This window comes from Kiloniellales bacterium, assembly GCA_030066685.1.
Taxonomy (GTDB): domain Bacteria; phylum Pseudomonadota; class Alphaproteobacteria; order Kiloniellales; family JAKSBE01; genus JAKSBE01.
The window spans coordinates 83021-109592 of record JASJBF010000040.1 but is presented as its reverse complement, the minus strand read 5'-3'; the positions used below and the strand labels follow the sequence as shown (position 1 = coordinate 109592).

The window sequence follows — 26572 nt, the reverse complement described above, 5'->3', positions numbered from 1 at the left end:
GTGATCTCGAAGCCGTTGAACTCGCCCATGAAGTAGCCCCGCCCGCTGACCTCGTCGGTCGAGCCGTCGGGATGGGCGCCGTCCGGGGCCCGCACCCCGGCGAGCTCCTTGGCGATCACCGTGCCTTCGCGAAACGCCCCGGTCTTCTTGTAGTGGGCGAAGCTTTCCGGATCGATGTAGACGAGGTGGAACTCCGGAAAGGCCGCCGCCCCGCCGTTGAGGGCGTTGGGGGTCAGCGGCGTGCCGATCGTCGGCCATTCGCGCCAGATGTGGTCCTCCGGCAGCTTCAGCTCGCCGGCAGCGGTGAAGCTGGGCTTGTAGCCCTCCTGGGCGACGCCGCCGGCGGCAGGCAGCAGCGATAGCGCCAAGGCCCCGGCGAGGGCGCCAAGGCCGCGGGACAGTCGATGGCGTGTCATCCTGTTGGCTCCCGACTCCTGTTTCGGACAGGCCTTGAGGATGGAAGCTCGACCTCCCGCGCTGAAATTCCTATGGTTCATCGATTCGATAACCCCGAAACACGGCGGTTCAGGTAGAGCGCGATGGACCTGCGGCAGATCCGCTACTTCCTCGAGGTCTGCGAGACTCTCAACGTGACCAGGGCGGCCGAGAACTGCGGGGTCTCCCAGCCGGCCCTGACGAAAGCGGTCAAGGCCCTGGAAGAGGAGCTCGGCGGGCCCCTGTTCCACCGGGAGCGCAACCGCACCCACCTGACCGAGCTCGGCCGCGTGATGCGGGATCGCTTCACGGCGATCGACGACGAAGCCAAGGCGGCGAAGGAGGCCGCCCGGCAGGTGCTCGGCCTTGAGAACGCGATGCTCAGACTAGGGGTCATGTGCACCATCGGCCCGGCCCGCTTGATGCGCTTTCTGGCGGCCTTCCGGGCCGATCATCCGGGGATCGAGATCGATCTGCACGAGACCACCCCCGGCGAGCTGACCGGCGGCCTGCTGGACGGCGACCTCGACGCCTCGCTCCTGGGCCTGCCGACGCCGCTCCACGAACGCTTCGACTGCGAGGCGCTCTACCGCGAGCGCATGGTCGTGATCTTTCCGCCCGCGCACCGCTTCGCCGCTTTCGACGCGGTGCCGATCGCGGAGATCGCCGGGGAGCAATACCTCGATCGCCTCAACTGCGAGTTCCGGAGCATCTGGTTCGACATGCTGATGCAGCGCGGCATCGAGATCACCGTGCCCTACCGCAGCGAGCGGGAAGACTGGATCCAGACAATGGTCCAGGCCGGCTTCGGCGTCTCCCTGGTGCCGGAGTACTCGATCACGGTCGACGGCCTCGCCTTTCGCCCGGTCACCGAGCCCGAGATCGACCGCAAGGTGGAACTGGTGACCGTCGCCGGCCGCCGGCACTCGCCCCCCTTGGCCGCTTTCCTGGCCGCCTGCCGGGCGGCGTCCTGGATATCGGGCTAGCGATCCGGCGTCCCATCCCTCGGCGCAACCCTTCGACCGGGCCCGCTTGACCTGTCCCGGTTTCTGGTGCTGGCTTTCGAGCAAACAAGAAGCAAACCGGAAGGCAGGATCATGACCGAAGGACCCGTCGCCATCGTCACCGCCGCCGGCAGCGGCATGGGCGCCGCCATCGCCGAGGAACTGGCCGCACAAGGCTATCGCCTGGCGGTCCTGTCGTCCTCGGGCAAAGGCGAGGCCCTGGCCGAGCGGCTGGGCGGCATCGGGATCACCGGCTCCAACCTGGAGCCGGCGGACCTGGAGCGCCTGGTGACGGCGACCCTGGAGCGCTATGGCCGCATCGACGCGGTCGCCAACAGCGCCGGGCATGGGCCCAAGGGCGAGCTGCTGGAGATCAGCGACGCCGACTGGCAGCTGGGCATGGAGACCTATTTCCTCAACGTGGTGCGGATCTGCCGCCTCGTGACCCCGACGATGGAACAGCAGGGCAAGGGCGCGATCGTCAACATCTCGACCTATGCGACCTTCGAGCCGGAGTCCTTCTTCCCGACTTCGGGCGCCTTCCGCGCCAGCCTGGCGGCCTTCACCAAGCTCTACGCCGACCGCTACGGCCCCGCCGGCATCCGCATGAACAACATCCTGCCCGGCTTCATCGACAGCCTGCCGGAGAAGGAGATCTTCCGCAGCCGGATCCCCATGGAGCGCTACGGCACGGTCGCCGAGATCGCCAAGACCGCGGCCTTCCTGCTCTCCGACGACGCCGGCTACATCACCGGCCAGAACCTTCGGGTCGATGGCGGAATCACTCGCTCGGTTTGAGCAAAAAAGTCCTGGTTCCAAGGCATTGCAGCGGCTGGCCGCCGGTGCAAACTCCGGATAGCTGGCGGGGATCCTTTCGCGCATCCTCGGGCCCTGTCAGACTTGAAGGAGATGGAGTCATGTCGGGAACGGAGAGGATGACCAAGGCCAGGAGCGAAACCGCCCCGCCGCAGCAAGTCGACCTGGTGCGGGCGATCTGCGCCCACATCGACGCCCAGGAAGGCGAGCCGACGACCCTGGCCGCCCTGGCCGACCAGGCCGGGATCTCGCCCTGGCACCTGCAACGGGTCTTCAAGCGGGTCATGGGCGTCTCGCCGCGCGACTACGCCGACGCCCGGCGCAGCGAGCGCTTCCGTGCCGAGCTCAAGAGCGGCGAGTCGGTCGCCAGTGCCACCTACGGCGCCGGCTACGGCTCGGCCAGCCGGGTTTACGAGCGTGCCGCCCATCACCTCGGCATGACCCCGGCCTCCTACGCCAGGGGCGGCAAGGGCGCGCGCATCACCTACGCCCTGGTCGATTCGCCCCTGGGCCGCCTGCTGGTCGCGACCACGGTCAAGGGTATCTGCTTCCTCTGCCTGGGCGAGGACGACGGCGAGCTGGAAGCCGAGGTCCGGGCGGAGTTCCCCCAGGCCGAGGTTCTGGAGCGCGACGACGAGGCCCTGGCGCCGACCCTGGAGGTCGTGCTCGCCCACATCGCCGGCGACGCGCCGCACCTGGACCTGCCCCTGGACGTTCGGGCCACCGCCTTCCAGCGCCGGGTCTGGCAGGAGCTGGGCGCCATCCCCTACGGCGAGACCCGGAGCTACTCGGAGATCGCCGAGGCCCTGGGCGTGCCCAAGGGACAGCGCGCCGTCGGCCGCGCCTGCGCGACCAACCCGGTGTCGATCGTCATCCCCTGCCACCGGGCCCTGCGCGAGGACGGCCACCTGGGCGGCTACCGTTGGGGCCTGTCGCGCAAGCGGGCGCTGCTGCGCCTGGAGGCCGAGCAGAGCCCGGCCTAGGCCTTCGCCATGCTGATCGAGCACCAGGGCAAGGCCCCGAAGGTCCATGCCACGGCCCAGGTCGCCCGGACCGCCGTTCTGAGCGGCGAGGTGCGCCTGGGCCCGGGCAGCTGCGTCGGCTTCGGCGCCGTCATCACCGCCGAGGGCGGCCCGATTGAGATCGGCGAAAGCTGCGTGATCATGGAGAACGCCGTGATTCGGGCCAGCAGGCGCCACCCCACCCGAATCGGCGATCACGTCCTGGTCGGCCCCGGCGCCTATCTGACCGGCTGCAGCGTCGCGGAACGGGCTTTCCTGGCAACCCGCAGCTCCGTCTTCAACGGCGCCCGGGTCGAGGCCGGGGCCGCGGTCCGCATCAACGGCACCTTGCACGTCAACAGCCGACTGCCGGAAGGTGCGGTGGTGCCGATCGGCTGGGTCGCCGTCGGCGATCCGGCCGAGATCCTGCCGCCGGGTGAGCACGACGCCATTTGGGCCATCCAGAAGGGCCTGGATTTCTCCGGCACCTGCTTCGGCGTCGCCCGCCTGCCGGACGGCAGCCTCGACATGGTCGAGATCACCCGGCGCTACACGGCCTTCCTTCAGAAGCACAGCGACGACCGTATTCTCTGAGAGCGCGGCGGACTTGCGGGACGCCGCGGCGGGCGTAGACTGCGCGCCGCCATGGAGACCTCGTCGCCAGAGTTCCGGATCCGTCCCGCGGTCCGCGCGGACGCCGCCGCGGTCGCTGTGCTGGGCAACAAGCTGAACCTGCAACACGGCCTGCCGGAGAACTTCACCGAGGCCAGCATCCTGCGGGACGGCTTCGACGGCACCCAGAGGTTCTCGCTTCTGGTTGCCGAGCACCGGGCCCGGGTCGTCGGCTACGCGCTCTATCATCCGCAGTACAATTCGGACAAGCCGGGATGGGGCCTCTGGTTGGTCGATCTCTTCGTCGAGCCGGAGTTGCGGGGCCGGGGCCTTGGCCGCCGTCTGCTTGCCGCGGTCGCGGCCGAGGCCGTGGCGACCGGAGCGGTCAGTCTGTGGTGGGGCGTGGTCTCGGCCAACCGCAACGCGCGGGACTTCTACGCCGCCCTCGGCGCCCGGGACGAGGACGCGCGGATCCTCGAGCTCGACGGCACGGCCCTTGCGGCGCTGGCTGGGCAGGCGGAGCCCGAGGGCTAGCCGAATCCGATACTTGCCGCCGGATTCCGCGCTCGCTATACCAAATACATGCCTCGGGACGGAAAGGCACCCAACATCTTGTGGGTCGGTGACCGTGAGGTCCCCCTCGCCGTGCGCGTCCATCCGCGCGCGCGCCACATCGCCCTGGCGATCGACGGCGCTAGAGGCGGGGTCCGCCTGACCCTACCACCCGGAATCTCGGTCAAGACGGGGCTGCGTTTCGCAAGCAAGCACGCCGACTGGCTGGAATCAAAGCTCGCCGGCCTGCCGCCCCGGATTCCCTTCGCCCCCGGCGCCCGGATCCCCTTGCTCGGCCGTCCGCACGTGATCCACCACCTCCCCGAGGGCCGGGGCGGCGCCTGGTGCCAGGACGACCGCGTCTTCGTCTCGGGCCGGCCCGAGCATCTGGCACGGCGGGTCGCCGACTTCCTCAAGCGCGAGGCGCGCGAGACCATTGCACCCAAGGCCCATGACCTGGCCGCAGCCATCGATCGCAAGCCCGGCAAGATCACGGTGCGGGAGATGAAGAGCCGCTGGGGCAGCTGCTCCTCCGACGGCCGGCTGCGCTTCAACTGGCGCCTAGTCCTGGCCCCGGAAGCGATCCTCGACTACGTTGTGGCGCATGAGGTGGCGCACCTGGTCCACATGGACCACAGCCGCCGCTTCTGGCGCATCGTCGACCGCCTCTGCCCCGACGCCCCTACGGCGCGGCGCTGGCTGGCCAAGAACGGCAACGGTCTGATGCGCTACGGCTGATCGGGCGAGGGAGGTCCGGGTTGGCAGTACCGGAAAGCAGCGGGCTTCTGGTCGATGCCACGATCTATCTGGGCGCGGCGGTCCTGACCGTGCCGATCTTCAAGCGCCTGCGCCTTGGATCGGTGCTCGGTTACCTAGCCGCCGGCGCGGTGATCGGGCCGTCGCTTCTGGGCGTCGTCCGCAATCCGCAATCGGTCCTGCATTTCGCCGAGTTCGGCGTCGTGCTGCTGCTTTTCGTCATCGGGCTGGAGCTCAAGCCGCAGCGGCTCTGGGCCATGCGTCACGAAATTTTCGGCCTCGGTCTCTCCCAGGTGCTAATCACCGGCGCTGCGCTGGCCGGCATCGGCCTGGCAGTCGGTCTGCCGCTCGGCCCGGCCCTGGTTGCCGGCTTCGCCCTGGCCCTGTCCTCGACCGCATTTGCCCTGCAGATTCTCGACGAGCGCGGCGCACTCAACAGCCGCTTCGGCAACCTCTCCTTCTCCATCCTCCTGTTCCAGGACCTTGCCATCGTGCCCCTGCTGGCGCTGATTCCGATCCTGGCGCCGGGCGAGGAGGCGGCCGCCGGCTTCGACTGGTTCGGCGCGGGCAAGGCGATCGGTGCCATCGCCGGCGTCCTGCTGGTCGGCCACTATCTGCTGAACCCCTTCTTCCGGATCATCGCCCTGACCCGGGCCAGCGAGCTCTTCACCGCATCGGCCCTGCTGTTGGTCGTGGGGGCATCGCTGGTCATGGCCTGGGCCGGCCTGTCGATGGCTCTGGGCGCCTTCCTGGCCGGGGTGCTGCTGGCCGAGTCCGAGTACCGGCACCAGCTGGAGGCGGACATCGATCCCTTCCGCGGCCTTTTCCTCGGGCTGTTCTTCATCGCCGTCGGCATGTCCGTCGACTGGCGCTTCGTGCTCGAGAACGCCGGGGTCATTGCCGCGGCGGTCGCCGGCCTGATCGCGGTCAAAGTGGTCCTGATCTATGCCCTGACCCGGCTCTTCGGGGCCGCGAACCTGGATGCCCAGCGCAGCGCCGTGACCCTGTCCCAGGGCGGCGAGTTCGCCTTCGTGCTGTTTACGGTGGCCGTCGCCAATCGAGTCATGGAGGCGGAGCTGACCCAGCTCCTGACCGCCGCCGTGATCATCTCCATGGCGCTGACGCCGCTGCTCGGCGCGGTGCACGAGGCCCTGATCAAGGCCCTCGCCAAGCCCGGGACCGACGACCTCGAGCCGGTCTCGGCCGCGGACGGCGGCGAGGTCCTGGTGGTCGGCTATGGACGGGTCGGCCAGATCGTCGCCCAGATCCTGCGCGCCAGCGACTACGCGGTGACCGCCATCGATCGCGATCCGGAGCGAATCCGCATCGCGCGCGACTTCGGGGTCAAGGTCTATTTCGGCGACGTCACCCGGCTCGACGTCCTGGAGGCGGCGGGCGCCACCCGGGCGCGGGCCATCTTCATCTGCGTCAACGACCGCGCGGCCTGCAGCGCGGCGGCGCGGGCGCTGCGCGACCGCTGCCCCAACGCCCTGCTCCTGGCCCGGGCCTTCGATCGGGTTCACGTGATGGAGCTTCTGGAGCTGGGCGTCGACTACTTCGTGCGCGAGACCTTCGAGTCCAGCGTCCTGCTGGCGAGCGAGGGGATCCGCCGTCTGGGCTGCGAGGCCGACACGGTCGAGCACATCGTCCAACAGTTCCGGCACCGGGACCAGGAGCGCCTGATGCTGCAGCAGAAGGACGGCATGCTGGCCGGCCTGGACCAGCTCAACACGCCCTACGACCTGCCCGCCGACGACTGACCGGACGCCGAGCGACGATCGTCAGTCGTCGCGGCCGAAGAACCTCCGGCGCTGGACCGGCTCGACCGGTGCCGGCCGCTCGGACTCGGCCGAGCCGCCCACCAGATCGCTGAGGATTCGCTTGATGAAGTTGCCGCCCGACGGCTCCGGCCCGCGCGCCTGGGCGATGTCGCCGATGGGCAGGGGCTCGGGCTCCTTGTCCTGCAGGGCGCGGCGCATGACCCGGGCCCAGAGCTTGGCCGGCAGGCTGCTCCCGGTGACACCCTTCATGGGCGCCCCGTCGTCGTTGCCGACCCAGACGCCGGCGATCATCGAGGCGGTGAAGCCGACGAACCAGGCATCGCGGAAGCCCTGGCTGGTGCCGGTCTTGCCGGCCGCCGGCCATTCGAACTTGGCGCCCTTGCCGGTGCCCCATTCCACGGTGGCGCGCAGCAGGTCGTTCATCTGGTCGACCTGGCGGGCGCGGACCAGCTGCCCGGCGCCGCTGCTGACCCGGCGGTAGACGACCCGGCCCGAAGAGTCGCGGATCTCCTTGATGCCGTGCGGCCAGACGCCGAAGCCGCGGTTGGCGAAGACCGCGTAGGCGGTGGTCAGCTCGAGCAGGGAAACCTCCGAGGTCCCGAGCGCCAGGCTGGGCTGGGGGTCGAGATCGCTGGTGACGCCGAGCCGCCGCGCGGTGTCGGCCACGGTGTCGGGGCCGGTCGCCTGGGAGACCTGGACCGCGACCGAGTTCAGCGAACGGGCGAAGGCCTCCCGCAGGGTGACCTCACCGTAGTAGCGGTCGGCGTAGTTCTTGGGCGACCAGCGGCCGATCCGGATCGGCCCGTCGACGAAGCGGCGGTCCGGATAGAGGCCGCCCTCGAAGCTCGCCAGGTAGACGAAGAGCTTGAAGGCCGAGCCCGGCTGCCTCAGCGCTTGGGTCGCCCGGTTGAACTGGCTCTCGCCGTAGTCCCGGCCGCCGACCATGGCCCGCACCGAGCCGTCGGGGGTCATCACCACCATGGCCGCCTGGCTGGCTTCGCGGCCCTCGCCGTCCTGCTCCAGGGTCTTGCGGACTTCCTCCTGGGCGGCCTTCTGCAGCGGCAGGTCGAGGGTGGTCTGGACGATCAGGTCGCGGTCGCTGTAGCCAACATAGCTGCGGACCTCGTTGAGGATCCAGTCGGCGAAGTAGCGGGTCCCGGAACCGGCGATCGACGCCAGGTTGGTCTTCTTGGTCAATGCGGCGATGGCCTCGGCCTCGCCGATGAAGCCGGTCTCGACCATTGCCTGCAAGACCAGCTGCGCCCGGCCCTCGGCGGCACCCAGGTTGCGGGTCGGATTGTAGCGCGAGGGCGCCTTGAGGAGACCGGCCAGGACGGCGCCCTCGTAGAGCGTGATTTCCTTCGCCGACTTGCCGAAGTAGCGCCGCGCGGCGGCATCGACCCCGTAGGTCCCGGCGCCGAAGTAGACCCGGTTCAGATAGAGCGTCAGGATCTGGTCCTTGGAGAACTTCCGCTCCAGCCAGAAGGCGAGCAGGACCTCGCGCACCTTGCGGCGCAAGGTGCGGTCCGGCTGGAGGAAGAGATTCTTGGCCAGCTGCTGGGTGATGGTCGAGCCGCCCTGGACGATCCGGCCGGCCCGGATGTTGGCGAGCATCGCCCGCGCCAGGCCAAAGACGTCGACCCCGCCGTGGCTGTAGAAGCGCCGGTCCTCGACCGCGATCACCGCTTGGGGCACGTGGGGCGGCAGGTCGCCGACGTCGACCGCCTCGCCGTAGAGCTCGCCGTAGTTGGCGAGGACCGAACCGTCGGCGGCCAGCAGGGTCACGCTGGGCGCGCGGTTGGCGGCGGCGATCTGGGCGACGTCCGGCAGGTCGTAGGCGTAGTAGGCGACCAGGCCGCCGAGCGCCACCAGGCCCCAGACCGCGATCACCCCGGTCCAGACCAGGAGCCAGCGCCCGACCCGCCGCTTCGGGGCCCGCCGGCGCTGCCAGCTCGGTCTGCTGTCGCTACGAAGTCGGATACTCGGCTGTTTCCGCTTGGTCCCTGCCAAGTCGACCCCCTGGTTCTGCCGCTCCAAGCCTCAGGCCCAATCTTGGGTCTGGGCCGCTGCTTTCAAGATAGGCCCGCGCCGCGTCCAAGACAGGGCAGCAATGTGGCAGGGCTGTGACCGGATCGTCCGGCCCCGCCGCCGCGCTGGGTCTCAGACGTCCAGATTGGCAACTTCCAGGGCATGGGTCTGAATGAATTCGCGACGCGGCTCGACAACATCGCCCATGAGTGTTGCAAAAATGTCCTTGGCCTCGTCGACCTGCTTGACCCGGACCTGGAGCAGGGAGCGGACGTTGGGATCCAAGGTCGTCTCCCAGAGCTGGTCCGGGTTCATCTCGCCCAGGCCCTTGTACCGCGAAATCGTGATGCCCTTGCGGCCCAGCTCGAAGACGGCCTCGACCAGGCTGTTGGGCCCGGTGATGCGGTAGGATTTGTCCTTGGCCTGCAGTTCGCCGTGGCTCTGGTAGGTCTCCTGCAGCTCCTCCGCCATCCCGTCGAGGCGCCGGGCCTCCGAGCTGCGGATCAGGATGCCGTCGATCACCCGGCGCTCGGTGAAGCCGCGCAGGGTGCGACGGAAGGCCAGGCCGCCGTCGGGCGCCGCCTCGCCGATCCAGCCGCGCTCGTGCTCCGGGGCCAGGGCGTCGAGGCGCCGGGCAATGTAGCCCGCCGCCTGGGCGGCCCGTTCGGCATCCGGGATCAGGTCCGGATTGAGGGCGCCGGCGATGGCCGCCTGCTCGACCACGTCCCGGTTGCCGACCTTGTTGACCAGGTTGGCCATGAGGTGCCGGGCCCGGACCGCGTGCTCGACCAGCTCGGTCAAGGCCCCCGCAGCGACCTGGGCGCCGTCCTGGCCCAACAGGACAGCGTCGCGCACGCCGCTCTCGATCAGGAAGGCCTCGAGCTCCCGGTCGTCTTTCAGATAGCGCAGCGAGTCCGACTTCTTGGCGCGGTAGAGCGGCGGCTGGGCGATGTAGAGGTAGCCGCGCTCGATGATCTCGGGCATCTGCCGGAAGAAGAAGGTCAGCAGCAGGGTGCGGATGTGACTGCCGTCGACGTCCGCGTCGGTCATGATGATGATCTTGTGGTAGCGGATCTTCTCGATGTTGAACTCTTCCTTGCCGATCCCGGTGCCCAGCGCGGTGATCAGGGTGCCGATCTCCTGGCTGGAGAGCATCTTGTCGAAGCGCGCCCGCTCGACGTTCAGGATCTTGCCGCGGATCGGCAGGATTGCCTGGGTCTTGCGGTCGCGGGCCATCTTGGCCGAGCCGCCGGCGGAATCGCCCTCGACGATGAAGAGCTCGGCCCGCCCGGGATCGCGCTCCTGGCAGTCGGCGAGCTTGCCCGGCAGGTTAGAGACGTCGAGCACGCCCTTGCGCCGGGTCAGCTCGCGCGCCTTGCGGGCCGCCTCGCGGGCGGCCGCCGCCTCGACCACCTTGGCGACGATGCGTTTGGCCTCGTTGGGGTGCTCCTCGAAGTACTGGCCGAGGCGCTCGTTGACCACGCTCTCGACCACCGGCCGGACCTCCGAGGACACCAGCTTGTCCTTGGTCTGGCTGGAGAACTTCGGGTCCGGCAGCTTGACCGAGAGCACGCAGGTCAGGCCCTCGCGGGCGTCGTCGCCGCTGAGCGCGATCTTCTCCTTCCTGGCCAGGCCGGAGTCCGCCGCATAGGCGTTGATCTGCCGGGTCAGCGCGCCGCGGAAACCGGCCAGGTGGGTGCCGCCGTCGCGCTGCGGGATGTTGTTGGTGAAGCAGAGCATGGTCTCGTGATAGCTGTCGGTCCACTGCAGCGCGACCTCGACGCCGATCCCGTCGCGCTCCAGGGCGAAAGTGATGGGCTCCTCGATCAGCGAGGTCTTGGTCCGGTCCAGGTACTGGACGAAAGCCTTGAGGCCGCCTTCGTAGTGCAGCTCGACCGCCTTCTCCTCGGCATGGCGGTCGTCGACCAGGCGGATCTTCACGCCGGAGTTCAGGAAGGCGAGCTCGCGCAGGCGGTGCTCCAGGGTGTCGAAGTCGAACTCGGTGTTGGTGAAGACCGCCTCGGAGGGCTGGAAGGTGATCTCGGTGCCGCTGCGATCGGGTGCGGGCTCGCCGACGGCGAGCGGCGACTCGGCTTCCCCGTCCAGGAAGCGCATGGCGTGTTCGCGGCCGTCGCGCCAGATCCGCAGCTCCAGCGACTTCGACAGGGCGTTTACCACCGAGACCCCGACGCCGTGCAGGCCGCCGGAGACCTTGTAGGAGTTCTGGTCGAACTTCCCGCCGGCATGGAGCTGGGTCATGATGACCTCGGCCGCCGAGACGCCCTCCTCGGGATGGATGTCGACCGGAATGCCGCGGCCGTTGTCCTTGACCGTGACCGAGCCGTCGCCGTTGAGGACGATCTCGACCGCGTCGCAATAGCCGGCCAGGGCCTCGTCGATCGCGTTGTCGACCACCTCGTAGACCATGTGGTGCAGGCCGGTGCCGTCGTCGGTGTCGCCGATGTACATGCCGGGACGCTTGCGCACCGCCTCAAGGCCGCGCAGGACCTTGATCGACTCCGCACCGTAGTCGCCGTTGCCACCGTTGTTGGATCGTGTTTCGTCGGTCATGAGTGCATCACGCTGTTTCTTGCCAATGCGGAGCGGCGTCGCCGACGCGCTAGCGCGTCAGACGGGAGTCCCGGACGGTCACGAAGAGCGCCGCGGTGCCGAGGTCTTCGAAGAGGCCGCCGTCCGTGCCGGTCAACCAGGCCTGGGCGCCCAGGGACAGCAGCGCCTCGAACAGCGCCGCCCGCCGCTCGGCATCCAGGTGGGCGACGATCTCGTCCAGCAGAAGCAGCGGCGCCTGGCCCCGCTGCAGCGTCACCAGGCGCGCGTGGGCCAGGATGATCGAGATCAGCAGGGCCTTCTGCTCGCCGGTCGAGCACTGCGCCGCCGGCATCCGGCGCGCCAGGTGGCGGACCGCGAGGTCGCTTCGGTGCGGCCCGAGGGCGGCGCCGCCGGTCTCGGCGTCCTGGCGGCGGCCGGCCGCCAGGGCGGCCTTGAAGCGGTCCTCGGCCTCCAGGGCCGGCGCCTCCGCCAACCAGGACTCGAGGTCGCCGGCCAGGCCCAGTCCGGCCTTGGGAAAGGCGCCCTCGGCCTCGGCGCAGGCCGCGGCCAGGCGCCCGACCAGGTCCCGGCGGGCGGCCGCGATCGCGATCCCGCGCTCGGCCATGGTCTCCTCCAGGGCGGTCAGCCAGTCCGGGTCGGCGGGGCCGTTGTCGCCGCGCAGGATCCGCGCCCGCTCGCGCAGGGCCTGCTCGTAGGCGGTGATCCGCCCGGCATGGGCGGGATCGAAGGTCAGCACCAGACGGTCGAGGAACCGCCGGCGCCCCGGGGCGCCCTCAAGGAAGAGACGGTCCATCTGCGGCGTCAGCCAGACCGCGCCCAGGACGTCACCCAAAGCCTGCTGGCTGGAGACCAGGCTGCCGTCGACCTTGACCAGGCGGCGCTCCCGCCCGCTTGCAGCCGGATCCCGCCCGGTGCCGAGCTGGCGCGGCCCCTCAGGTGTCATCACTTCGGCAGCGACGGCCCAAGGACCAGAGGAATGACCCGCGCCCTTCCCTCCCACGGCCTCGGCCTCGGGGAGCCGGCGGTCGACCTCCGACAGCCGGGCGCCCCGCAGCCCGCGGCCCGGCACCAGGTAGGAGATCGCCTCCAGAAGGTTGGTCTTGCCGGCGCCGTTGGCCCCGGTCAGGACGACCGGGCGGCCGTCGGTCTCGAGCTCCGCCTCCGCGTAGCTGCGAAAGCTGCTGAGCCGGACGCGTGCGAGCCAGACGGACGGCGTCTCGGCCGGCGCTTCCGCCGAGCCGCTCCAGGCTCCATCGCTCGCTGTGGCCGGGCTCACCAAGTTCGCTGGTCCGATGGCGGCGCCGCTCAAACCCGCATCGGCATGAGCACGTAGAGCGCGTCGCCGTCGGCCGCATCGCGCACGATGGTGGGCGAGGAGGCGTCGGCCATCGCAAACTGGGCGCCCTCGCCTTCGATCTGCTGGGCGATGTCCAGCAGGTAGCGCGAGTTGAATCCGATCTCCAGCTCCTGGCCGCCGTAGTCGATCTCCAGCTCCTCGACTGCGGTGCCGTTCTCCGGGCTGTTGGCCGAGAGGGTCAAGCTGCCACCGTGCACGGAGAGCTTCACCGCCCGGCTCTTCTCGCTGGAGATCGTCGAGACCCGGTCCACCGCCTCGGCGAAGTCCTTGCAGCGGACCTCCATCATCTTGTCGTTGCCCGACGGAATCACCCTCTGATAGTCGGGGAAGGTGCCGTCGATCAGCTTGGAGGTCAGCAAGGTCGCGTCGAAGGCGAACTCGATCCGGGTGTCGGAGAGCGAGACCGTGACGGGATCCTCGGTCTCGTCGATCAGCTTGCGCACCTCGTTGACCGTCTTGCGCGGAATGATCGCGGCGGGCATGGCGGCTGCGCCCTCTGGAAGCGGCATCTGGAAGCGCGCCAGACGGTGTCCGTCGGTCGCCACCGCGCGCAGGACCTCGGTGCCATCGGCCTCCGCGGCGTGGAGATAGATCCCGTTGAGGTAGTAGCGGGTCTCCTCGGTCGAGATCGCGAAGCGGGTCCGGTCGATGATGTCGCGCAGCGCGCTGGCCTTGAGCTGGAAGCTCTGCGGCAGGTCGCCGCTGCCCATGGCCGGGAAGTCCTCCTTCGGCAGTGTCGACAGCGTAAACTCCGAACGGCCCGAGCGCAGCACCATGCGGCCGCTGTCGCCACCGGTCGAAAGCTCGACCTGGGCGCCGTCCGGCAGCTTGCGGACGATGTCGTAGAGCGTGTGCGCGGGGGCCGTGGTCGCACCGGCGTCGCCGATCTCGGCCGCCACTTCGTCGACGATGTTGAGGTCCATGTCCGTCGCGGTCAGCCGGAGCTTGCCGGCCTCCGCCTCGATCAGGACGTTGGCCAGTATCGGAATGGTGTTGCGGCGCTCGACGACACTCTGCACATGGCCCAAAGACCTGAGCAGCGCGGCGCGTTCAATGGTCAGCTTCATGATGCCCTGGAAAAATGCCCAAATTCAGCGTGATTTTGCCCTTGCGCGGTCCACGCAGCCCTACCCCTGCGAGTGGAGATTTCGGCCCCGGATCCGGACCGCGACCCGCCCCCGAGGGCTCCCGAATCGGACCCCTTCGGACAGGTCGCAAAGTATACCCGCCCGTGCCCGGAAAAGGTAGCTTTAATGGCGGTTTAGCCCGCCTTCGCAAGGTGCTTTCAAAGCCTTGACTCGGCCTGCAAATCCGGCCCCGGAGCGGCCCTCTGGCGGGCCTAGCTTTCGAGCATCCGGCGGAGCAGCTCGACATCGTCGGCGAAGCTGGAATCGATGGTCTTCAGCTCCTCGACCTTGCGCACCGCGTGCATCACCGTGGTGTGGTCCCGGCCGCCGAACTTGCGGCCGATCTCGGGCAGCGAGCGGGAGGTCAGCTGCTTGGCGAGATACATCGCGACCTGCCGCGGGCGGGCCACGGCGCGGGCCCGGCGCGCCGAATGCATGTCGGCCAGGCGGATGTTGTAGTGCTCGGCGACCCGCTTCTGGATCTCGTCGATGGTCACCCGGCGGTCGTTGGCGCGCAGCAGGTCGTGCAGCACCTCCTGGGTCGCCTCCAGGGTCACCGGCCGGCCGACCAGGGTCGCGTGGGCGACGATGCGGTTCAGCGCGCCTTCGAGCTCGCGCACGTTGGAGGGAATCTTGTGGGCCAGGAACTCCAGGACCTTGCCGGGAATCCCGGCGCCCAGCTGCTCGGCCTTGGACTGCAGGATCCCGAGGCGCAGCTCGTAGGTCGTCGGGTGGATGTCCGCGACCAGGCCCCAGCCGAGACGCGAGCGCATCCGCTCCTCCACGCCTTCCAGGTCCGAGGGACTCTTGTCCGCCGAGATCACGACCTGACGGTTGCGGTCGACCAGGGCGTTGAAGGTGTGGAAGAACTCCTCCTGGGTGGCCTCGCGTCCGCCGATGAACTGCACGTCGTCGATCATCAGCACGTCGACCGAGCGGAACTGCTCCTTGAAGGCCATGGTGTCCTTGGTGCGCAGGGCGCGGACGAACTGGTACATGAACTTCTCGGCAGAAAGGTAGATGATCCGCCGCTCGGGCCGCGATTTGGTGATGTGCCAGGCGATGGCGTTCATCAGGTGGGTCTTGCCCAGGCCGACGCCGCCGTAGAGGAACAGAGGATTGAAGGGCACGATCTCGGCCTCGGCGACCCGTCGCGCCGCGGCATAGGCGAGTTCGTTGGGCTTGCCGACCACGAAGTTCTCGAAGGTGAAGCGCGGATCGAGCGGCGCCGAGATCTCCCGCGGCGCGGCCTCCGGCGCGCTGGCGTAGAGGCCGGCGTCGCTCGGACGCGGCGCGACCTTGGCCGCCGGTGCCGCCTCCTCCGTGGCGCGCTTCGGACTCGGCCGCTCCGCCGGGCGGACCACGATCTCGACGGTCTTCACCCGCCGGTCCTCGCTGCACCACAGCGCCCGGATGCGGTCCGCGTAGTTTCCCGTCACCCAGTCGCGCATGAAGCGCGTCGGCACGGCCATACGCACGACGCCATTCTTGGAGGACATCAAGGTCAGCGGCTTCAGCCAGCTTCGGTAGGCGGATTCCCCGACATCGGCGCGCAACCGGCCCCGGACACGCGCCCACGCTTCCTGCAACTCAGGTACCCCGTCACTCTGGGTCATTTCGTTACCCCACGGCGGCATCTGCTGCGATCCGACACCGCGCCAAGGCACAGGCCGACCCCTCCTCCGCGCCCATCTTCGCGCGGATCGTCCACAGCAAATGGTCAACTCCGAGAAAGACTCCCGGGGCAGCTTTCTGGATCCCCGTTTCCAGATCGGTGCAATGCACGCCGCTGCTCCCCCTGTCGTCGTTTCGCTTATGTTTTTTCTTACAGCGCAAAAAAAGGAAGTCCCGAATCTTCCCGCGCCGAGTTTTGACACTACTAATTTGCCTACTTCATTAAGGCCAATAAGCTCCCGCGCGATCTAATGACTATCGCGCGCCCCTCCGACGATCCCTCTATTACTTTTGGAGCCGGACCCATTATTTGCCGTTCGCCCCCACTGGAACAGCGTAGTTAATGTACCTTTGGCGCCGGATGCTGGCAACGGGACCGAAAAGCGAACGGAATGTTTTTTTCGTCGCGGCCCCGGAATCGACCCGCCGATCCGGGCTGAACTCCGGCAAAGCAAAACCGATCGCGCCGGTCAAGTGCACGAGCAGGAGGATCCAAAAATGGACGGAAACCGGCGCGCGTTGCGCCTAGGCCAGCGCCTTCACCCGTGCCGAAAGTCGCGACAGCTTTCGCGCCACCGTGTTCTTGTGAAGTACGCCTTTGGTCACGCCGCGATGCAGTTCGGGCTGGGCCGCATGCAGGGCGGCGCGCGCCGCCTCCTTGTCGCCGCTGGCGACCGCCAACTCGACATTCTTGACGTGGGTGCGGATGCGGCTGATGCGGGCGCGATTGATCGCGGCCCTGCGGTCGTTGCGGCGGATCCGCTTCTTTGCCGATTTATGATGCGCCATAGGGCTCTGGAACCTGTCAGATCTGGAAATCTTCCGCGCGGGAAGCGGCCGGCGTTATAGACCCGGCCCGGGGACCCGTCAAGCACCCCGGAGCTCGGGCCCGGGACCCCTCCGGACTCAATTCTGCGACCATTTGGGCGGACGTTTCTCGGCGAAAGCCGTCATGCCCTCCTTGCGGTCCTCGATCGCAAAGGTGGAGTGAAACAGCCGCCGCTCGAAGAGAATGCCCTCGGCCAGGGTGGTCTCGTAGGCCCGGTTGACCGCCTCCTTGGCCATCATCACCACCGGACGAGACAGCGAAGCGATGCGCTCAGCCACGGCCAGGGCCTCGTCGAGCAGCGTCTCCGCCGGCACTATCCGGGCGACCAGTCCGGCCCGCTCCGCCTCCTCGGCGTCCATCATTCGGCCGGTCAGGCAGAGGTCCATGGCCTTGGCCTTGCCGACGAAGCGGGTCAGGCGCTGGGTCCCGCCGGAGCCCGGGATGGTGCCGATGGTGATCTCCGGCTGGCCAAACTTGGCGCTCTCGGCGGCGATGATCATGTCGCACATCATGGCGATCTCGCAGCCGCCCCCCAGGGCGTAGCCGGCCACCGCCGCGATGGTCGGCTTGCGGGCCTTGGACAGGCGCTCCCAGCCCTTGGTGATGAAGTCGCCCTTGTAGACCTCCATGTAGGTCTTATCGAGCATCTCCTTGATGTCGGCGCCGGCGGCGAAGGCCTTCTCGGAGCCGGTCACCACGATGGCGCCGATGGCCTCGTCGGCCTCGAGGTCGTCGATTGCCTGCTCGAGTTCGTCGATCAGGGCGGCGCAGAGCGCGTTCCGCGCCTGCGGCCGGTTGAGGGTGATCAGGCCGACGGCGTCGCGTTTCTCGACCAGGATGTTCTCGTAGGACATGCTGTTCTCCAGAGAAGGATCAAAGGGCGGCGCGGCGGATCCGGCTATTCCGGGTGCAAGGCGCAGCGCAAGGTGACGAAACCGCCGGCGGTCTCGACCTCGAGGTCAAGGACCTCGCCCTCGCGGCGGAAGCGCTTGGGTCCCGCAACCTCCCAGCCGAGTTGCGGCAGGGCGCGCCGGTAGAAGCGCAGCACCTCGTCCGCCGTGCCCGCACCCTGGGCGTAGACCTCGACGATCCGGCCTTCCGGCTTGTCGAAGCTGACGCCGGCCTCGGGCATCTCCGCCATGCCCGGCATCAGCGGCAGGTCCGGCAGCTCGGTGAAGTAGCGGCCGGGCTCCTGCGTCGCCGCCTGGCCGGGCGAAAGCGCGGGCAGCAGCAGGCACAGCAAGGCCAGAAGACTCAGGACGCGGGGAGTGGGCTTCATGCCCCTTCCTTACCTAGCGCTGCCGGCCGGGGCAATAGAAGGTGGCGCGGTTGGACTGCACGATGCGCCGGATCCCCCGCTTGCCGGACGCGTCCTCAACCGCGCCGCAATCGCAGCCGGGACAGGGCGCGCCCTCCCGGCCGTAGACCGCCCAGTGGTGTTGGAAGTAGCCGAGCTCGCCATCGGCCTGGACATAGTCCCTGAGCGAGGAACCGCCGGCGGCGATGGCCGCCTCCAGGACCCGGCGGACCGCCGCGGCCAGGCGCTCGGCCCGGGCGCCCTGAACCGTGTAGGCCTGGCGGCGCGGCGAGATCCCGGCGAAGAACAGGGCTTCGGAGACGTAGATGTTGCCCAGGCCGGCGACGACCTTCTGGTCGAGCAGGGCCGCCTTGATCGACGAGCGCCGTCCCTTCAGACGCGCCGCAAGCTCGGGACCGTTGAAGGCATTCGACAGCGGCTCGGGGCCCAGGTCCTTCAGGAGCCGATGGCGCTCCAGGTCCTCCGGCGCGACCAGGTCCATGATCCCGAAGCGGCGCGCGTCGTTGAAGCGGATCTCGCCGCCGTCGTCGGTGAAGAAGACGACGTGGTCGTGCGCGTCGAGCGGCCGCGTCTCGCCGTTCATCAGAACCATACGCCCCGACATGCCGAGATGGCAGAGCAGGACCTCGTCGCTGTCGAGATGCATGAGGATGTACTTGGCCCGGCGGTCGATGCGCGACACCCGCCGGCCTTCGAGGCGCTCGACGAAGGCCTCCGGCAGCGGGAAGCGCAGGTCGGGCCGGCGCTGCAGCACCCGCGTCAGCCGGCGGCCCTCGAGCTTGGGCCGCAGCCCGCGGCAGACGGTCTCGACTTCTGGGAGCTCGGGCATTCTTGGAAAGGTCCGATCTTGTGTCGGGCGCAGAGTAGCGCGCCCGGAGGGCGCGCGCTATGGTGCCGCCGAAGCGAGCCCGATCCCAGATGCCAGAGCCCAAATCCGATCACCCGGACCAAGAACGCAAGACATCCTTCGGCTACCGCGAGGTGCCTGAGGACGAGAAGGCACCGCTGGTGCGCGGCGTCTTCACCTCCGTCGCTTCGCGCTACGACCTGATGAACGACCTGATGTCGGGCGGCATTCACCGGCTTTGGAAGACCGCGATGATCGACTGGCTGATGCCGCGACCGGGACAGGCCTTCCTCGACCTGGCGGGCGGCACCGGCGACATCGCCTTTCGGATTCTCGACCGCTTGAGCCCGGCGGCACCGGGCCGCCTCGCGGTCTGCGATCTGACGCCCGGCATGATTGCGGTCGGGCGCGACCGCGCGCTGGACCGGGGCCGGCTGTCGGGCATCGACTGGGTCTGCGGCGATGCCGAGGACCTGCCCTTCGCGACGCAGGGCTACGATGCGGTGACCATCGCCTTCGGCCTGCGCAACGTCACCGACATCGACGAGGCCCTGGCCGAGGCGCGGCGCGTGCTCAAGCCGGGCGGCCGCTTTATCTGCCTCGAGTTCTCCCGGGTCGTGCTGCCGGTCCTGGCCGAGCTCTACGACCGCTATTCCTTCACCGTCCTGCCCTGGCTGGGCGAGATCGTCGCCGGCGACGCCGAGTCCTACCGCTACCTGGTCGAGAGCATCCGGCGCTTCCCGGCGCAGGACGAGCTGGCCGCGCGGATCGCGGCCGCCGGCCTGGACCAGGTCAAGGTCCGCAACCTCTCCGGCGGCATCGCCGCCCTGCATTCCGCCTGGCGGCTCTAGGACCGGCCCGATGCTGACACGACTGGGCGCCCCTTTCCGGCTGCTCTCGATCGCCCGGACCCTGGCCCGCCACGACGCGCTCGCGCCGCTGGAGGAGCTGGGCATCGCGCCGCTGCCGGTGACCCTGGCGCGCATGCTGTCGCGGCGCCGGGCCGAGGGCAGGCCGGGGCAGAAGCTGGCACGGGCCCTGACCGAGCTCGGCCCCGCCTTCATCAAGCTGGGCCAGTTCCTCTCGACCCGCTCGGACCTCCTGGGCGAGCAAGTCGCCGCCGACCTTTCCGACCTGCAGGACCGCCTCAAGCCCTTTCCCGGCGGCAAAGCCAAGGCCATCGTCGCCGAGGAGTTGGGCGCGCCGCTGGAGAAACTCTTCCAGAGCTTCGAGGAGGCGCCGGTCTCCGCCGCCTCGATCGCCCAGGTCCACATGGCGGTGACCAGCGACGGCGAGGAGGTCGCAGTCAAGGTCCTGCGCCCCGGGGTCGAGGCCGCCTTCAAGCGCGACCTGGACCTGCTCTGGGGCCTGGCCGAGGTCGTGGAGACCACCCAGCCGGCCCTGCGCCGCCTCAAGCCGGTGCAGGCGGTGCGGCTTTTCGCCGAGCAGACCCTGCTGGAGATGGACCTGCGCATGGAGGCGGCGGCCGCCTCGGAGCTGGCGCAGAACTTCGCCGGCGATCCCGACTACCGCCTGCCCGCGGTCGACTGGCAGCGGAGCTCGCGCCGGGTCCTGACCCTGGGCCGGCTTTCGGGCATCCCGATCGACGACCGCGAGGCCCTGGCCGCCGCCGGCCACGACCTGCAGGAGGTGCTGCGCAAGGCCGCGACCATCTTCTTCCTCCAGGTTTTCCGCGACGGCCTGTTCCACGGCGACCAGCACCCCGGCAACATGTTCGTCGACGCCCGCGGCAACATCGGGGCGGTCGACTTCGGCATCATGGGCCGGCTCGACATGAAGACCCGCAGCTACCTGGCCGACATGATGATCGCGCTCTTGGCCCGCGACTACCGGCGCCTGGCCGAGGTCCAGGTCGAGGTCGGCTTCCTGCCGGAAAGCCAGTCGCTGGACGGCTTCGCCCAGGCGCTGCGCGCGGTCTGCGAGCCGATCTTCGGGCGGCCGCTGAACGAGATCTCCTTCGCCCGCCTGCTCGGCCAGCTCTTCCGCCTCAGCGAGCGCTTCGCCTTGGAGGTGCAGCCGCAGCTCCTGCTGCTGCAGAAGAACATGGTCATGGCCGAGGGCATCAGCCGCCGGCTGATGCCGGAGCTCAACATCTGGACCCTGGCGCAGCCGCTGATCGAGCAGTGGGTGGTCGAGAACCGCGGCCCGGAGGCGCGGCTGCGCGACACCACTCAGGGCCTGCTCCAGGTCGCCGAGCGCCTGCCGGCCCTGATCAAGAACCTGGACAGCGTCTCCGAAGACCTGGCCGAGGGCGGCCTGCGCCTGCACCCGGACTCGGCCAAGGCGCTGGACGGTCGGAGCCGCGGCACGGCCTGGCACATCGGCGCCCTCTGGGCCGCGGTCGCCGCCCTGCTGCTGGTGCTGCTGCTCGACTGAGCTTCAGTGCTCCGAGACGAAGCCGTGCCCCGCGCGGCCCCAGAAGCGCAGCCAGGGGATCACAGCGCGGATCATGTCGATGCTGTCTTGGTCCTTGTCTGGCACATTCTTCAAGTAGTGGGCCAGCGACCAGGACATATCGTTGGCCAGATCCAGCATCTCCTTCGGCAAGCGGTCGAGGCCGAGCTCGCTGCTGTACTGAAGCTTCATCTCGGACGCGGCGTGTTCGGTGACGGCATTGTAATCGTCGTGAAGGTACCAGGCATCGAAGTCGTAGCAGCCTCCGTTGCCGACATAGCCCGCCAGGGCGTCCCGCCGGTCGGGGGCAGCCTCCTGAACGACATAGGGCGGATCCTCTGCAAGAAAGGAGGGCAAGACTTGCTGCAAGGGAAGGTGGTAGCGCTCGGCTTCCGCCAGGTAGTTCCGCCAGGCTCTCAGCTTCTTCTCATATTCTAGCCGCCTCCGATGGTCCGCACCCAGAAGGGCGTCGATGAAGGACCAACCACCGCGCTGCACAGGTGGCATGGTCGGCATAGGGCCAGGGAGGGGCCAGTACTTCCGCATCTCTTCACGGTGTTTCTCGAGCAAGGCGATCGATTCGGGTTCCTTGGGATCCAGGACACGTCGGCCCGCCGTCTCTGCCGGCGTCACGGTGCGGCCGTCGACGACCTTGTCTTGGATGACCCAGTCCAGTTGCATGATGCCCTTCCGTGGTGTCTCTTCGTTCCTTTTTTGTTCTTATTGATTCCGGACGCTTGTCTGGTTGTCAAGCGCAGGGACTCCTCAACCATGAGATCGTGGGCTTCGACGATCAGCGGGCCAGGAAGGCTCGCCGCTTGCCAGGCCCGAGCGCGGTCCCTAATTTTGAACCACAGTCAAGGCGCGTGAATTTGGTGATTTCACCTCCATGCTTAAGGGCAAACGCATACTCCTGGTCATCTCGGGCGGCATCGCCGCCTACAAGAGCCTGGAGCTGATCCGCCGCCTGCGGGAGCGCGGCGCGGCGGTGCGCGCGGTCCTGAGCCGCGGCGGGGCGGAGTTCGTGACCCCGCTGTCGGTCGCGGCGCTGACCGGCGACAAGGTCTACCAGGAGCTCTTCTCCCTGACCGACGAGGCCGAGATGGGCCACATCCAGCTGTCGCGCGACGCCGACCTGCTGGTGGTGGCGCCGGCCAGCGCCGACCTGCTGGCCAAGATGGCGACGGGCCGGGCCGACGACCTGGCCTCGACCGTCCTCCTGGCGACCGACAAGTCGGTCCTGGCGGCGCCGGCGATGAACGTTCGCATGTGGCTGCACCCGGCGACACAGGAGAACGTCGCGACCCTCGCGGCGCGCGGCCTGCACCTGGTCGGCCCCAACGAGGGCGACATGGCCTGCGGCGAGTATGGCCCGGGCCGCATGGCCGAGCCGGATGAGATCCTGGCCGCCATCGAGGCCTTCTTCGCCGCTGCCGCGCCCCTGTCGGGCCGCCGGGCGCTGGTGACCTCCGGCCCGACCCACGAGGCCATCGATCCGGTGCGCTACATCGCCAACCGCTCCTCCGGACGCCAGGGCCACGCCATCGCGACCGCCCTGGCCCGCCTGGGCGCCGAGACCACACTGGTCTCCGGCCCGACGGCCCTGCCCGATCCGCCGGGGGTGGCGGTCACCCGGGTCGAATCGGCCGCGCAGATGCTGGCCGCCTGCCAGGCCGCCCTGCCGGTGGACGTCGCGGTCTGCGCGGCCGCCGTCTCCGACTGGCGCCCGGCCAAGGCCGGCAACCAGAAGACCAAGAAGAACAGCAAGGCGCCGCCGACCCTCAAGCTGACCGAAAACCCCGACATCCTCGCGACCCTCTCCGAGGCCGGCAACCGGCGCCCGCAGCTGGTGATCGGCTTCGCCGCCGAGACCGAGAAGGTCATCGCCCACGCCAAGGCCAAGCGCGCCAGGAAGGGCTGCGACTGGATCCTGGCCAACGACGTCTCGCCGGACAGCGGCACCTTCGGAGGGGCCGAGAACCGCGTGCACCTGATCGACGCCGAGCGCGTTGAGGACTGGCCGCGCCTGTCCAAGGAGCTGGTCGCCGAGCGCCTGGGCCAGCGCATCGCCGCCTGGTTCGGCGGGGAGGCCTGAGCCGCCATGGGCCACCTCGCCGTGCAGGTGAAGCGGCTGCCGCACGGCGCCGACCTGCCCCTGCCGCACTACGCCACGCCGGACAGCGCGGGCGTCGACTTGGTCGCCGCGGTTGAGGACGCGGTGGTCCTGGCACCGGGCGAGCGCCGGCTGATCCCTACCGGCATCGCCATCGCCCTGCCGCCGGGGACCGAGGCCCAGGTCCGGCCGCGCTCCGGCCTGGCCCTGCGCCACGGCATCACCCTGCTGAACACGCCGGGCACGATCGACGCCGACTACCGCGGCGAGATCGGCGTGATCCTGATCAACCTGGGCCAGGAATCCTTCGCGATCGACCGCGGCATGCGGATCGCCCAGATGATCGTCGCGCCGGTGGTCCAGGTTGCCTGGGACGAAGTCGCCGAGCTGAGCGAGAGCCAGCGGGGCATCGGCGGCTTCGGCTCGACCGGCGTCGAGACCGCGGCGGCGAAGAGCGGCGAGCGCTGATGCTGCGCCTGTCGAAGAAGCTGCTCTTCGCGATCGAGGCGGTGGTCGACGTCGCCTACCACGCCGGCCCCAGCCCGGTGCGCTCCAACGAGATCTCGGAGCGGCAGAAGATCCCGCGGCGCTACCTGGAGCAGGTCCTGCAGCACCTGGTGCACAAGGAGATCCTGGCCGGCCAGCGCGGGCCGCGCGGCGGCTATCGCCTGGCGCGGGAGCGCCGCCGGATCACGGTCGGTGAGATCATCCGGGTGGTCCGCGAGCTGGAAGGCGCGCCCGACCCGATCGAGGAGAACGAGGGCTCGGCCATCGGCCTCAAGGTCGTGCGGCCGATCTGGGCCGAGATCCAGGAGGAGATGATGGCCCGCTTCGACGCCATGACCGTCGAGGAGCTCTGCAACCGCGCCCACGAGAGCGGAATCCGCCGCGAGGCCGCAGAGATCCCGGACTTCAGCATCTAGGCGCAGCGGCGCCTCGGCCAGTGGCAGAGGGAGTGGCGAAGGTGAGTGCAGACAGGGCAAAGGCGGCGACCACCCAGCCCGAGGCCAAAAGCGGCGAGTTCCGCGGCCGGATCTACGACTCGATCCTGGATACCATCGGCGCGACCCCGCTGGTCCGCCTCGGCAAGCTGGCCGCGGCCCACGGCGTCGAGGCCGAACTGGTCGGCAAGTGCGAGTTCTTCAACCCGGCGTCCTCGGTCAAGGACCGGATCGGCCTGGCCATGATCGAGGACCTGGAGGCCCGCGGGCGGCTCGAGCCGGGCAACGCGATCGTCGAGCCGACCAGCGGCAACACCGGCATCGCCCTGGCCTTTGTCTGCGCCGCCAAGGGCTACCGCCTGATCCTGACCATGCCCGAGACCATGTCGGTCGAGCGTCAGAAGATGCTGCGCCTGCTCGGCGCCGAGCTGGTCCTGACCGACGGCGGCCAGGGCATGCGCGGCGCCCTGGCCAAGGCCGAAGAACTGCTGGCCGAGATCCCCTGCGCGGTCATGCCGCAGCAGTTCGCCAACCCCGCCAACCCGGCGGTCCACCGCCGGACCACCGCCGAGGAGATCTGGCGCGACAGCGGCGGCCGGGTCGACGTGGTGGTCTCCGGGGTCGGCACCGGGGGCACCCTGACCGGGGTCGGCCAGGTCCTCAAGCCGCGCAAGCCGGGCCTGAAGATGGTCGCCGTGGAGCCAGAGGACAGCCCGGTGCTCTCCGGCGGCGCGCCGGGCGCGCACAAGATCCAGGGCATCGGCGCCGGCTTTCTACCAGAGATCCTGGACTGCGCGCTGATCGACGAGGTCATCCGGATCGGCAACAACACGGCCTTCACCCTGGCCCGGGAGGCCGCCCGCCTGGAGGGCCTGGCGGTCGGCATCTCCTCCGGCGCCGCCCTGGCCGCGGCCCTGGAGCTGGGCGCCCGGCCGGAGATGAAGGGCAAGCTGATCGTGACCATTCTGCCCTCCTTCGCCGAGCGCTACCTGACCACCCAGCTCTTCGAGGGTCTGTAAAACCGCAGCCGGCTTGGCGCAGAATTGAATCCGCAGGAGACGTGAGAGCCATGGATTTCACCGACGACCAGATCGACCGCTACGCCCGGCACCTGGTGCTGCCGGAGATCGGCGAGGAGGGCCAGGCCCGGCTGCTGGAGTCCAAGGTCCTGGTGATTGGCGCCGGCGGCCTGGGCTCGCCTCTGCTGCTCTACCTGGCCGCCGCCGGGGTCGGCACCCTGGGGGTGGTCGACGACGACGCGGTCGACCTCTCCAACCTGCAGCGCCAGATCCTGCACGCCACGGCGGACACCGGCCTGGCCAAGGTCGAGAGCGCGGTCAAGCGCCTGGCCGAGATCAATCCCGAGGTGACGGTGGTGCCGCACCGGACCCGGATCGGCCGCGGCAACGCCGCCGAGCTGGTCGCCGGCTACGACTTGGTCGCCGACGGCTCGGACAACTTCGCGACCCGTTACCTGGTCCACGACGCCTGCTACCTGGCCGGCAAGACCCTGGTCTCGGCAGCGATCATGCGCTTCGACGGCCAGATCTCGACCTTCAAGGCGCACCTGCGCGATGCCGCGGCGCCGGAAGCCCATCCCTGCTACCGCTGCGTCTTCGGGGAACAGCCGCCCAACCCCAAGGAGAGCTGCGCCGACGTCGGGGTGCTGGGCGCCCTGCCGGGCACCCTGGGGGCCCTGCAGGCAACCGAGGTGATCAAGGAGCTGGTGGGGATCGGCGAGAGCCTGTCTGGCCGCCTGCTGCTCTACGAGGGCCTGGCGGCCGCCTTCCGCAGCGTCCGGGTCAAGGCCGACCCGGCCTGCCCGCTCTGCGGCCCCCAAGCGACGATCCGCGACCTGGAGTCGATGGACTACGACGAAGCGGCGGTCTGCGCCGCGCAGTAGCCCGGCTGCGCGGCCGGCCGCGGCTCAGGCCGGGGCTTCGATCCCGACGATCTTCTCAAGGTGCAGGGCCAGGTCCTGGGCGGCCGCGCTGCGGGGCAGCACCTCAGTGGCGCCGCGCTGCAGGGCCCGATGGTAGACCTCGCCGTCCGCGTCCCGGGTCAGCAGCAGGATCGGCACCTCCCGGCAGGACAGAGTCCGGTCCCGCCGCACCGAGTCGCAGAACCGTAGGCCGTCGAGCTCCGCCATCTCGAGATCGCAGATCACCACGTCGGGATCGCCGCAGTTGAAGTCGCGCAGGATCGCGAGAGCCGTCTTGCCGTCGTCGGCCTCCCAGACGTCGACGATGCCCAGGGCCTTCAGGCGGTCGCGCAGCAGGTTGCGGGTCGGCCGCTTGTCGTCGACGACCAGGGCCCGGATCGGCCAGAAACGGGGGCGCGGGGAACCTCTCGGGAACATCGTCAACCTCCTTTCCGCTGCAGCAGCCTGCGCTGA

The 26572-nt window shown here is 69.2% G+C and carries 26 protein-coding genes; 14 read left to right on the top strand and 12 right to left on the bottom strand.

Going from position 1 to position 26572, the window contains the following annotated elements; genetic code table 11:
* Positions 1-416: cytochrome P460 family protein (locus QNJ30_22775; protein MDJ0946285.1), on the bottom strand; the 416-nt coding region annotated here is incomplete at its 3' end.
* A 123-nt stretch (positions 417-539) separates the two neighbouring features.
* Between QNJ30_22775 and QNJ30_22770 the strand changes: the two genes are divergently transcribed.
* From QNJ30_22770 to QNJ30_22740, 7 genes are all read left to right on the top strand, one after another.
* Complete coding sequence (locus QNJ30_22770; protein MDJ0946284.1) at positions 540-1421, top strand: LysR family transcriptional regulator; 882 nt, start codon at positions 540-542, stop codon at positions 1419-1421.
* Positions 1422-1532: 111 nt separating this feature from the next.
* Positions 1533-2237 (top strand): SDR family oxidoreductase, encoded by a 705-nt coding sequence (locus tag QNJ30_22765; protein ID MDJ0946283.1) that lies wholly within the window; start codon positions 1533-1535, stop codon positions 2235-2237.
* A 119-nt stretch (positions 2238-2356) separates the two neighbouring features.
* Positions 2357-3238, top strand: a complete 882-nt coding sequence (locus tag QNJ30_22760) for a methylated-DNA--[protein]-cysteine S-methyltransferase (GenBank protein MDJ0946282.1) — start codon at positions 2357-2359, stop codon at positions 3236-3238.
* 9 nt (positions 3239-3247) lie between these two features.
* On the top strand, positions 3248-3850 hold the full coding sequence (locus QNJ30_22755) for a gamma carbonic anhydrase family protein (GenBank protein MDJ0946281.1): 603 nt from the start codon (positions 3248-3250) through the stop codon (positions 3848-3850).
* Positions 3851-3901: 51 nt separating this feature from the next.
* The gene (locus QNJ30_22750; GenBank protein ID MDJ0946280.1) at positions 3902-4402 is read left to right on the top strand and encodes a GNAT family N-acetyltransferase; all 501 of its coding nucleotides are present in this window, start codon (positions 3902-3904) and stop codon (positions 4400-4402) included.
* A 111-nt stretch (positions 4403-4513) separates the two neighbouring features.
* Complete coding sequence (locus QNJ30_22745) at positions 4514-5158, top strand: SprT family zinc-dependent metalloprotease (protein MDJ0946279.1); 645 nt, start codon at positions 4514-4516, stop codon at positions 5156-5158.
* Positions 5159-5178: 20 nt separating this feature from the next.
* Positions 5179-6936 (top strand): monovalent cation:proton antiporter-2 (CPA2) family protein, encoded by a 1758-nt coding sequence (locus QNJ30_22740; protein MDJ0946278.1) that lies wholly within the window; start codon positions 5179-5181, stop codon positions 6934-6936.
* A gap of 21 nt (positions 6937-6957) precedes the next feature.
* Here the strand turns inward: QNJ30_22740 and QNJ30_22735 are convergent, their stop codons facing one another.
* The 9 genes from QNJ30_22735 to mutM form a co-directional block, all read right to left on the bottom strand.
* Positions 6958-8967: a PBP1A family penicillin-binding protein gene (locus tag QNJ30_22735; GenBank protein ID MDJ0946277.1), complete on the bottom strand. Its 2010-nt coding sequence runs from the start codon at positions 8965-8967 to the stop codon at positions 6958-6960.
* Between the two features lie 150 nt (positions 8968-9117).
* Positions 9118-11556: a DNA topoisomerase (ATP-hydrolyzing) subunit B gene (gene gyrB / locus QNJ30_22730; GenBank protein MDJ0946276.1), complete on the bottom strand. Its 2439-nt coding sequence runs from the start codon at positions 11554-11556 to the stop codon at positions 9118-9120.
* 49 nt (positions 11557-11605) lie between these two features.
* On the bottom strand, positions 11606-12832 hold the full coding sequence (gene recF / locus QNJ30_22725) for a DNA replication/repair protein RecF (protein MDJ0946275.1): 1227 nt from the start codon (positions 12830-12832) through the stop codon (positions 11606-11608).
* A gap of 29 nt (positions 12833-12861) precedes the next feature.
* Positions 12862-13980, bottom strand: a complete 1119-nt coding sequence (dnaN, locus tag QNJ30_22720) for a DNA polymerase III subunit beta (protein ID MDJ0946274.1) — start codon at positions 13978-13980, stop codon at positions 12862-12864.
* Positions 13981-14252: 272 nt separating this feature from the next.
* Positions 14253-15656, bottom strand: coding sequence for a chromosomal replication initiator protein DnaA (gene dnaA / locus QNJ30_22715; protein MDJ0946273.1), 1404 nt, complete (start codon positions 15654-15656; stop codon positions 14253-14255).
* Positions 15657-16239: 583 nt separating this feature from the next.
* Entirely contained in the window at positions 16240-16503 is a 264-nt protein-coding gene (gene rpsT / locus QNJ30_22710; protein MDJ0946272.1) for a 30S ribosomal protein S20, read from the bottom strand.
* 117 nt (positions 16504-16620) lie between these two features.
* Positions 16621-17397 (bottom strand): enoyl-CoA hydratase, encoded by a 777-nt coding sequence (locus QNJ30_22705; GenBank protein ID MDJ0946271.1) that lies wholly within the window; start codon positions 17395-17397, stop codon positions 16621-16623.
* A 44-nt stretch (positions 17398-17441) separates the two neighbouring features.
* On the bottom strand, positions 17442-17822 hold the full coding sequence (locus QNJ30_22700; GenBank protein ID MDJ0946270.1) for a hypothetical protein: 381 nt from the start codon (positions 17820-17822) through the stop codon (positions 17442-17444).
* Positions 17823-17835: 13 nt separating this feature from the next.
* Positions 17836-18690 carry a bifunctional DNA-formamidopyrimidine glycosylase/DNA-(apurinic or apyrimidinic site) lyase gene (gene mutM / locus QNJ30_22695; protein MDJ0946269.1) on the bottom strand — a complete coding sequence of 285 codons (855 nt, stop codon included), beginning with the start codon at positions 18688-18690 and terminating at the stop codon, positions 17836-17838.
* An 89-nt stretch (positions 18691-18779) separates the two neighbouring features.
* Here mutM and QNJ30_22690 point away from each other — a divergent pair, with 89 nt between their 5' ends.
* The gene (locus QNJ30_22690) at positions 18780-19559 is read left to right on the top strand and encodes a class I SAM-dependent methyltransferase (protein ID MDJ0946268.1); all 780 of its coding nucleotides are present in this window, start codon (positions 18780-18782) and stop codon (positions 19557-19559) included.
* 10 nt (positions 19560-19569) lie between these two features.
* Positions 19570-21105 carry a 2-polyprenylphenol 6-hydroxylase gene (gene ubiB / locus QNJ30_22685; GenBank protein ID MDJ0946267.1) on the top strand — a complete coding sequence of 512 codons (1536 nt, stop codon included), beginning with the start codon at positions 19570-19572 and terminating at the stop codon, positions 21103-21105.
* Between the two features lie 3 nt (positions 21106-21108).
* Here the strand turns inward: ubiB and QNJ30_22680 are convergent, their stop codons facing one another.
* Entirely contained in the window at positions 21109-21804 is a 696-nt protein-coding gene (locus QNJ30_22680) for a hypothetical protein (GenBank protein MDJ0946266.1), read from the bottom strand.
* A gap of 208 nt (positions 21805-22012) precedes the next feature.
* On the opposite strand from QNJ30_22680, the gene coaBC reads away from it, so the two are divergent.
* Genes coaBC through moeB form a run of 5 tightly spaced genes read left to right on the top strand, consistent with a single transcriptional unit; the run spans position 22013 to position 26080 of the window.
* The gene (gene coaBC, locus QNJ30_22675; protein MDJ0946265.1) at positions 22013-23218 is read left to right on the top strand and encodes a bifunctional phosphopantothenoylcysteine decarboxylase/phosphopantothenate--cysteine ligase CoaBC; all 1206 of its coding nucleotides are present in this window, start codon (positions 22013-22015) and stop codon (positions 23216-23218) included.
* A 6-nt stretch (positions 23219-23224) separates the two neighbouring features.
* Positions 23225-23704, top strand: a complete 480-nt coding sequence (gene dut / locus QNJ30_22670; protein ID MDJ0946264.1) for a dUTP diphosphatase — start codon at positions 23225-23227, stop codon at positions 23702-23704.
* Positions 23704-24159 carry an Rrf2 family transcriptional regulator gene (locus tag QNJ30_22665; protein MDJ0946263.1) on the top strand — a complete coding sequence of 152 codons (456 nt, stop codon included), beginning with the start codon at positions 23704-23706 and terminating at the stop codon, positions 24157-24159. Before dut ends, QNJ30_22665 begins: the two co-directional genes overlap by 1 nt.
* A gap of 41 nt (positions 24160-24200) precedes the next feature.
* The gene (gene cysK / locus QNJ30_22660) at positions 24201-25196 is read left to right on the top strand and encodes a cysteine synthase A (GenBank protein ID MDJ0946262.1); all 996 of its coding nucleotides are present in this window, start codon (positions 24201-24203) and stop codon (positions 25194-25196) included.
* Between the two features lie 50 nt (positions 25197-25246).
* On the top strand, positions 25247-26080 hold the full coding sequence (gene moeB, locus QNJ30_22655) for a molybdopterin-synthase adenylyltransferase MoeB (protein ID MDJ0946261.1): 834 nt from the start codon (positions 25247-25249) through the stop codon (positions 26078-26080).
* A 24-nt stretch (positions 26081-26104) separates the two neighbouring features.
* Here moeB and QNJ30_22650 read toward each other — a convergent pair whose 3' ends face one another.
* Positions 26105-26536: a response regulator gene (locus tag QNJ30_22650; GenBank protein MDJ0946260.1), complete on the bottom strand. Its 432-nt coding sequence runs from the start codon at positions 26534-26536 to the stop codon at positions 26105-26107.
* Positions 26537-26572: the final 36 nt, after the last annotated feature.

Bases quoted from the DNA above. Each gene is read 5' to 3' on its own strand.
- QNJ30_22760 (MDJ0946282.1), top strand. From the start codon at position 2,357: ATGTCGGGAACGGAGAGGATGACCAAGGCCAGGAGCGAAACCGCCCCG.
- gyrB (MDJ0946276.1), bottom strand. From the start codon at position 11,556: ATGACCGACGAAACACGATCCAACAACGGTGGCAACGGCGACTACGGT.
- ubiB (MDJ0946267.1), top strand. From the start codon at position 19,570: ATGCTGACACGACTGGGCGCCCCTTTCCGGCTGCTCTCGATCGCCCGG.
- coaBC (MDJ0946265.1), top strand. From the start codon at position 22,013: ATGCTTAAGGGCAAACGCATACTCCTGGTCATCTCGGGCGGCATCGCC.
- mutM (MDJ0946269.1), bottom strand. From the start codon at position 18,690: ATGCCCGAGCTCCCAGAAGTCGAGACCGTCTGCCGCGGGCTGCGGCCC.
- dnaA (MDJ0946273.1), bottom strand. From the start codon at position 15,656: ATGACCCAGAGTGACGGGGTACCTGAGTTGCAGGAAGCGTGGGCGCGT.
- QNJ30_22650 (MDJ0946260.1), bottom strand. From the start codon at position 26,536: ATGTTCCCGAGAGGTTCCCCGCGCCCCCGTTTCTGGCCGATCCGGGCC.
- QNJ30_22700 (MDJ0946270.1), bottom strand. From the start codon at position 17,822: ATGAAGCCCACTCCCCGCGTCCTGAGTCTTCTGGCCTTGCTGTGCCTG.
- dnaN (MDJ0946274.1), bottom strand. From the start codon at position 13,980: ATGAAGCTGACCATTGAACGCGCCGCGCTGCTCAGGTCTTTGGGCCAT.
- QNJ30_22765 (MDJ0946283.1), top strand. From the start codon at position 1,533: ATGACCGAAGGACCCGTCGCCATCGTCACCGCCGCCGGCAGCGGCATG.
- QNJ30_22705 (MDJ0946271.1), bottom strand. From the start codon at position 17,397: ATGTCCTACGAGAACATCCTGGTCGAGAAACGCGACGCCGTCGGCCTG.
- QNJ30_22690 (MDJ0946268.1), top strand. From the start codon at position 18,780: ATGCCAGAGCCCAAATCCGATCACCCGGACCAAGAACGCAAGACATCC.
- QNJ30_22755 (MDJ0946281.1), top strand. From the start codon at position 3,248: ATGCTGATCGAGCACCAGGGCAAGGCCCCGAAGGTCCATGCCACGGCC.
- QNJ30_22680 (MDJ0946266.1), bottom strand. From the start codon at position 21,804: ATGCAACTGGACTGGGTCATCCAAGACAAGGTCGTCGACGGCCGCACC.
- QNJ30_22665 (MDJ0946263.1), top strand. From the start codon at position 23,704: ATGCTGCGCCTGTCGAAGAAGCTGCTCTTCGCGATCGAGGCGGTGGTC.
- dut (MDJ0946264.1), top strand. From the start codon at position 23,225: ATGGGCCACCTCGCCGTGCAGGTGAAGCGGCTGCCGCACGGCGCCGAC.
- QNJ30_22750 (MDJ0946280.1), top strand. From the start codon at position 3,902: ATGGAGACCTCGTCGCCAGAGTTCCGGATCCGTCCCGCGGTCCGCGCG.
- QNJ30_22770 (MDJ0946284.1), top strand. From the start codon at position 540: ATGGACCTGCGGCAGATCCGCTACTTCCTCGAGGTCTGCGAGACTCTC.
- moeB (MDJ0946261.1), top strand. From the start codon at position 25,247: ATGGATTTCACCGACGACCAGATCGACCGCTACGCCCGGCACCTGGTG.
- rpsT (MDJ0946272.1), bottom strand. From the start codon at position 16,503: ATGGCGCATCATAAATCGGCAAAGAAGCGGATCCGCCGCAACGACCGC.